Annotated in this window: 6 protein-coding genes; 5 read left to right on the top strand and 1 reads right to left on the bottom strand. The window is 69.8% G+C overall.

Annotated features, from left to right (window positions below; genetic code table 11):
- Positions 1-384 precede the first annotated feature (384 nt).
- Complete coding sequence (locus D0D37_RS45350; RefSeq protein ID WP_116206742.1) at positions 385-1095, bottom strand: TetR/AcrR family transcriptional regulator; 711 nt, start codon at positions 1093-1095, stop codon at positions 385-387.
- A gap of 70 nt (positions 1096-1165) precedes the next feature.
- On the opposite strand from D0D37_RS45350, the gene D0D37_RS45345 reads away from it, so the two are divergent.
- The 5 genes from D0D37_RS45345 to D0D37_RS45325 all read left to right on the top strand — a co-directional run bounded on the left by D0D37_RS45345 (position 1166) and on the right by D0D37_RS45325 (position 6213).
- Positions 1166-1585, top strand: a complete 420-nt coding sequence (locus D0D37_RS45345; protein WP_208720566.1) for a hypothetical protein — start codon at positions 1166-1168, stop codon at positions 1583-1585.
- 109 nt (positions 1586-1694) lie between these two features.
- Positions 1695-1925 carry a hypothetical protein gene (locus D0D37_RS45340; protein ID WP_116206740.1) on the top strand — a complete coding sequence of 77 codons (231 nt, stop codon included), beginning with the start codon at positions 1695-1697 and terminating at the stop codon, positions 1923-1925.
- A complete protein-coding gene (locus D0D37_RS45335) occupies positions 1922-2689 on the top strand; it encodes an ABC transporter ATP-binding protein (RefSeq protein WP_116206739.1) in 768 nt (255 codons plus the stop codon). Before D0D37_RS45340 ends, D0D37_RS45335 begins: the two co-directional genes overlap by 4 nt.
- Complete coding sequence (locus D0D37_RS45330) at positions 2686-5241, top strand: ABC transporter permease (protein ID WP_116206738.1); 2556 nt, start codon at positions 2686-2688, stop codon at positions 5239-5241. The genes D0D37_RS45335 and D0D37_RS45330 overlap by 4 nt, the downstream gene beginning before the upstream one ends.
- A gap of 99 nt (positions 5242-5340) precedes the next feature.
- Complete coding sequence (locus D0D37_RS45325; protein WP_116206737.1) at positions 5341-6213, top strand: nucleotide disphospho-sugar-binding domain-containing protein; 873 nt, start codon at positions 5341-5343, stop codon at positions 6211-6213.
- Positions 6214-6243 lie beyond the last annotated feature (30 nt).

Raw genomic sequence — 6243 nt, 5'->3', positions numbered from 1 at the left:
GCCTTGACAAGCACCCCAAGACCGCAGAGAAGGCTTCGTATCGGGGTGCGGGGGTGGTGTGGGTGCACTGGTGGGTCGGGTGCGCTGGCTGCGGTTGGGTGGGTGGTGCGCGCGGCTTGGGTGGCTGGTCGCGTTGGGTTCGCGGGGTGGGGGCTGGTTAGCGCCCCAATGTGGCATCGGGTGCATGTGACGCACGGAATATGGCGTTGGGTGCGTGGGGTGCACCGAATGCCGCGTTGGGTGCGTCGCGGCTGCGAGGGCGGTCCGTGAAGGGCCCCTTGAGGGAATCTGAGTCCGTGAAGGGGCCCCTCACGGCGATCGCGCGGGTCGTGAGGGGAACCCTGAGGGAATCAGAGTCCCTCAGGGTTCCCCTCACGGACTGGCTCAGGGGAGCAGGGCGGCGATTCCGTCCAAGACTCGTTCCAGGGCGAAGTCTTCGGGGGCGGCGGCTGGGTATTCGCGGGCTTCCGTTAACTCAGCCAGGTGCGGGTAGTTGCCTTCGGCCAGGCGTGGGTGCAGGAAGGCGCGCACCTCGGTCACGTACTCGGTCGACTCCGGCGAGTCTGGGTCGGAGATCGTTCGGCGGCGGTCGGCTGTGGCTCGGACAACTGCTGAGACCAGTTCTGCGCATGACAGGGCGTCCACTGTGGACAAGCCTGCCTCAACAAAGATGGCCAGGAGTTGTTCTGTCCAGCGGAGGCGGTGTGGGGTCAAGCTCTCGCGGACGTCCAGCAGCCACGGGCGGGCTGCGTATCGCTTGGTTGCTGCGTCGGCCCACGTGCGGACGGCGGAGCGCCAGTCCAGGCCGACGGGGGCAGGCGGGGGTGGGCCGAAGCCGGCCTCGGCCAGGAGGATTAGCAGTTCGTCTTTCGAGCCTACGTAGCGGTACAGCGCGTTGGTTGTCAGGCCTAGGGCGGACGCGATGTTCGGCAGGGACGCGGCTGCCAGGCCTTCGGTGTCGGCCAGTTCGACGGCGGCCGCCACCACGCCCTCTACGGTGTGCGACGGCTTCGGTCCTCGGCGGGGGCGGGGGGCGCCCAGCCAGGCTGGGGACAGGCCCGGCGGCAGGGCTCGGGGATCGGGCTCGATCGGCATCTTTCGCTCCGGTACGTCTTTCAGTAAACTGTGCAAGTCTTACACTGATCTGGTCTGGGGGCGAGCCAACGTGAGCGAGACCAACCGGTTCGGGTTCGGGAAGGTGACCGAGTTGGACCGGAAGCTGGCGGCGACCGAGGTTGAGCACGCCCGTTCCGAGGGGGTTTGCGACGGGCAGGAGGCTGCTCGCAGGCTGGCCCGGATTCGGCTTGCCGGGTCGCATGCGGCGTTGCGGGCCGCGGTCGAGGGGCACACCTCGAGTTCGCCGCCTCCGCTGCTGGAGGCGGCGCCGAAGCTCGCGTTCGGGCTTTGGGTGGTGGTCGCCGCCGTCAACACGCTGGTCTGGTTCGGCATCGGCGTCATCGGCGGGCAGTGGGATCCGCTTTGGCTGCTCTGGGTCTACCTGGGCGGAGGAGTGCTGGTCGCGGGCGTGTGGAGCGTCCGGGACTTCGACCGGCGGGCGCGGGCCACAGCGGGCGGGGCGTCCTGAGCAAACCCCTCCGTGAGGGCTGGGGTTCCCCGATCAGCCGGGGTCCGCTAAACTGTTCAAGCCTTACACAATTAATCCCGACTCCGTCGAAGCCGTATTGGGGGGCCTCATGTCGGAGAGCACCGAGAAGACCCGCTCCGGGAGCGGACTCGCTCGCCGAATCGTCACGATCGCCTGGGCCGCCGTCACGGGCGTCCAGTTCGTGATCTGGCTGCTGATGAGCCTCATCAGCATGTCCTTCAAGTCGCCCTTCTGGCTGTGGACGCTGGGCGGAGGCGCGATCGTGCTCGCGGTGTGGTGGTCGCTCGACCGCCGCGGTTCCGGGAACGGATCGGAGTGAACGACGTGCCCACCACCACTTCCGTGGCGACACCCGTCCAGCTGGACGCGGTGCACAAGACCTACGGCCGCGGCGAGAGCGCTGTCGAAGCGCTGGCCGGCGTGTCCGTCGCCTTCCCGGCAGGCACCTTCACCGCGGTGATGGGCCCGTCGGGTTCCGGCAAGAGCACGCTGCTGCATTGCGCGGCCGGGCTGGACACGCCGACCTCGGGGCAGGTCACCCTTGTGGGGACCGACCTCAAGGGCAAGAACGAAACCCAGCTCACCGAGCTGCGCCGGGAGCACGTCGCGTTCATTTTCCAGTCGTTCAACCTGATGCCGGCGCTGAACGTGGAACAGAACGTCACGCTGCCGACGCTCCTGGCCGGCCGCGCGCCGGACAAGGCGTGGGTGGACCAGGTGATCGCGCGCGTCGGGCTGTCGCAACGCGTGAAGCACCGGCCCGGCGAACTGTCCGGCGGGCAGCAGCAGCGCGTCGCGATCGCCCGCGCGCTCGCCGCTCGTCCGGCTGTCGTGTTCGCCGACGAGCCGACCGGCGCGCTCGACACCACCACCGCGCTCGAGGTGCTCGGCCTGATGCGCGAGCTGGTCAGCGCGGGCCAGACCATCGTGATGGTCACCCACGACCCGGTCGCGGCGTCCCACGCGGACAACGTGCTGTTCCTGGTCGACGGCCGGATCGTCACCCAAATGGCCTCGCCCAGCGTCGACGCGGTCGCGAGCACCCTGGCGCACCTCGGCGAGCAAGCGCGGAGGCAGCGGTGACTTCGCGGCGAGTGGTGCTCGCGCTCGCGCTGTCGAGCCTCCGGTACCGCGCGGCGGCGTCGCTCGCGTCGTTCGTCGCCATCCTCGTCGGCTGCGGTCTGCTGATCGCGTGCGCCGGGCTGTTCGAGACGGCGATCGTGCTGAAGGCCGCGCCGGAGCGGCTGTCCGCGGCTCCGGTCGTGGTCGGCGGGTCCGCCGGGTTCAAGCTGCCGGACGAGGAATCCCAGGTCGTCCCGTACGCCGAGCGTGCGGTGCTGCCGGAGGACCAGGTCGCGAAGATCTCCGCGGTGCAGGGCGTCGGACAAGCGGTGCCGGACGTGTCGTTCGCGACCGTGCTGCTGCGCGACGGCGCGCCCGCTGAGGCCGGTGCGGCCGTCCTTTCCGGACACGGCTGGGATTCGGCTTCGCTGGGCGGTTACAAGCTCACCGAGGGCGCGGCTCCGAACACGCCGGGACAGGTGGTCCTTGACGCGAGCACCGCGTCCTCGGCTGGCCTGCACGCGGGTTCGGCCGTTGACCTGGCGGTGAACGGGCAGCGGCAGTCGTTCCAGGTTTCCGGGATCGCGCAGCCTTCGCAGACCGTCCGGGCGCCCGCGTTCTTCTTCTCTGTCACGGACACTCAGCGGTTCAACCCGCATCCCGGCACGGTCGGGCTCGTCGGCGTTTTCCCGGCGGACGGCGTGGACGCGGCGGACCTGGCGGGCAAGATTTCCGCACAGGTTCCCTCGCTCACCGTGCTGACCGGCGACGACCGCGGTTCGGCGGAATTCCTTGGCGTGAGCGGAAGTCAGCTCCCGCTGATCCTGCTCGCGGCCGTCTTCGGCGGCATGGTGCTGGTCGTGATGGCGCTGGTCGTCTCCGCGACGATCAGCCTGACCGTACGGCAGCGGCAGCAGGAACTCGCGCTGCTGCGGGCGACCGGGGCGACGCCGAAACAGGTGCACCGCATGGTCATCATGGAGACGATGGCGGTCGGCGCCATCGCCGCGGTGTGCGGGGCGTTCCTGGGCAGCCTGCTCGGAAACTGGATCTTCAGCACCAGCGGCTCGCTCGGCATCGTGCCGGACGAACTCGCCTTCACCCAGGACATCATCGCGTTCGCGGCCGGGATCATCGCCACGCTCGCGATCACCTTCGGCGCCGCGTGGTTCGCCGCGCTGGCCGCCGCCCGGGCCCGGCCCATCCAGGCGCTGGCCGAAGCGGCGATCCCGGGCGTCAAGGTGAACGCGCTGCGCCGCACGGGCGCGCTGATCTGCGGTGCGGCCACGGTTTTGCTCGCCGCGACCACGATCTTCATGCCCGCCGACACCGCGTCGGCGATCGGCGGTCCGGCCGTGCTCACCGGAGCGATCGGCGTCGCGCTGCTCGGCCCGGAGATCATCGCCTGGGTGGTGGACCGGTTCGGTCCGTTCGTGCGCCGGGTCGCCGGCCGCGACGCCACGCTCGCGGTCATCAACACCCGGGCGCGGGCCGTCGCGTTCGCCGCGGTGCTCACGCCGATCACGCTCGCCAGCGCGGTCGCGCTCGGCAACGTGTATTCCGAGACCACCGCCCAAAAAGCGCAGATCGCCGCGTACGCCGGGCAGTTGAAGGCAGACGCGGTGGTCACGTCGACCGCGGGCGGGTTCTCGCCGGACGAACTCGCGCAGATCCGCAGCACGCCAGGGGTTTCGACGTCGTCGCCGCTCGTCACCAGCTCCGGCTGGGTCGAGGATCCCTACGACGGCAACGGAAGCGACCCGTTGCGGCTGCTGGGCGTCGCCGCACAGGACCAGGGCGGCACGGTGCTCGCCACCGAGGTCACCGAAGGCTCGCTGACGCAACTGCGCGGGAATTCCGTGGCACTGCCCGCGTCGGTCGCGGACAAGCTCGAAGTCAAGGTCGGTTCCAAGATCAAGATGCGGCTCGGCGACGGGGCGCAGGTCCCGGTGACTGTGGTCGCGCTGCTGGACAGCCCGTCCAGTTACGCGAGCATGGTGCTGCCCGCCGACCTCCTGGCCGCGCACACCACCAGCGGCCTGGCGTCGCAGGTGCTCGTGCAGGGCGGTGACGCCAGCGCGCTCGTGTCGGCGTTGTCCGACCGGGCGAAGGACTGGCCCGGGGTCACGGTCGGCGACGACAGTGCGCTCGCCGCGAGCTTCCAGGCGAGTGCCGACGTCGAGGCGCTGATCAACTACCTGCTGGCCGTGCTCGCCATCGCGTACGCCGCGATCGCCGCGGTGAACACGCTCGCGGTGGCCGTACTGGCTCGCCGCCGGGAGTTCGGTGCGCAACGGCTCGCCGGTGCGGACCGCGGGCAGATTCGGCGGATGCTGTTCGTGGAAGGCGGGATCGTGGCGGTGACCGGGCTGGTGCTCGGCATCGTGATCTCGCTCTTCACTGTGGTGCCGATGGCGCTGACGACCGGCGAGATCATCCCGTCCGGGCCGATCTGGGTGTTCCTCGCCGTGGTCCTCGCGATCTTCCTGATCGTGTGGCCGGCGACCGCCCTCTCGGCGCGGCTGGCGATGCGCCGCAACGCCATCGAAGCGGTGAAAATGCCCGGCCAGTAACGGTTTCTAGGGGTACGCCGGGCCGGTCCGGCGTGGATAGTCTCGTGACGACTGTCCACGCCGGGCCGGCCCGGTTTTCGTCGTATCTGGAGTGATCCCATGCGTGTACTCCTGGCCGCGCCGTCGTCCACGGCCCGTCTCCACACCCTGGTGCCCCTCGCGTGGGCGCTGCGAAGCGCCGGGCACGACGTGAAAATCGCCGGGCGGCCCGCGTTCGTCGAGCACATCCTCCGCACCGGCTGCGTCGCCGTCCAGCTGGAGGACGGCGACGCGGAGCTGACCGAATCCGCCGCGCTGGTCGAGTTCGCCCAACTGTGGCGGCCCGCGGTAGTGGTCTCGAATGCGTCCGCCGGAATCGCTGCGGCTCGCGCGGTCGACGCGAAGGCAGTGCGCGTGCTGGGACCGGCTGATGGGCCGGACGCTGCTGCGGACCTCACGCTCGATGTCGTTCCGCCTTCGCTGCGGGAATCTCCCGGACAGCCGCTGCGGCACGTGCCGTACTTCGGTCCGGTCGAGGTGCCGACTTGGTTGCGTCGCAAGGCACGCCGTGCTCGCATTCTCCTCTCGCTGAATGATCCTTCGTGGTATGAGCCGGTGTTTCGGGCAGTGTCCGATGTGGACGCTGAAATCGTCTGCGCGGCTGACTTGCCCGCTGGCCTCGAACTGCCGCAGAAAATGAAGCTCGTCGACACCGCGCCACCGGCCGCCGTGCTGCCGACGTGTGCCGCGGTCGTGCACGACGGTGACGAGACTTTGGCGCTTGCCGCGGTGGCGTACGGACTGCCGCAGCTGTCGTTGACCGAGTCCGCTTTCAGCACTCGTGTCACGGCAGCTGGTGCCGGGATTTCTGGTGCCGCAGAAGGGATTTCCCGGCTGATGGACGAAACGCTGCGCGCCGGTGCGAGTGCGTTGCGTGCCGAGATGGCCGCGTTGCCGGCTCCTCGCGTGGTCGTCGCCGCGCTGGCCAGCTGAATGTGGGGCCGCTAGGGGTGGGGGCTCGCG

The organism is Amycolatopsis circi, assembly GCF_003385235.1.
In the GTDB taxonomy this organism is placed as follows: domain Bacteria; phylum Actinomycetota; class Actinomycetes; order Mycobacteriales; family Pseudonocardiaceae; genus Amycolatopsis; species Amycolatopsis circi.
This window is presented reverse-complemented; position numbering and strand designations above follow the sequence as displayed.

Excerpts from the sequence above, each read along its gene's own strand:
- D0D37_RS45325 (WP_116206737.1), top strand. The coding sequence starts at position 5,341 with ATGCGTGTACTCCTGGCCGCGCCGTCGTCCACGGCCCGTCTCCACACC.
- D0D37_RS45350 (WP_116206742.1), bottom strand. The coding sequence starts at position 1,095 with ATGCCGATCGAGCCCGATCCCCGAGCCCTGCCGCCGGGCCTGTCCCCA.
- D0D37_RS45340 (WP_116206740.1), top strand. The coding sequence starts at position 1,695 with ATGTCGGAGAGCACCGAGAAGACCCGCTCCGGGAGCGGACTCGCTCGC.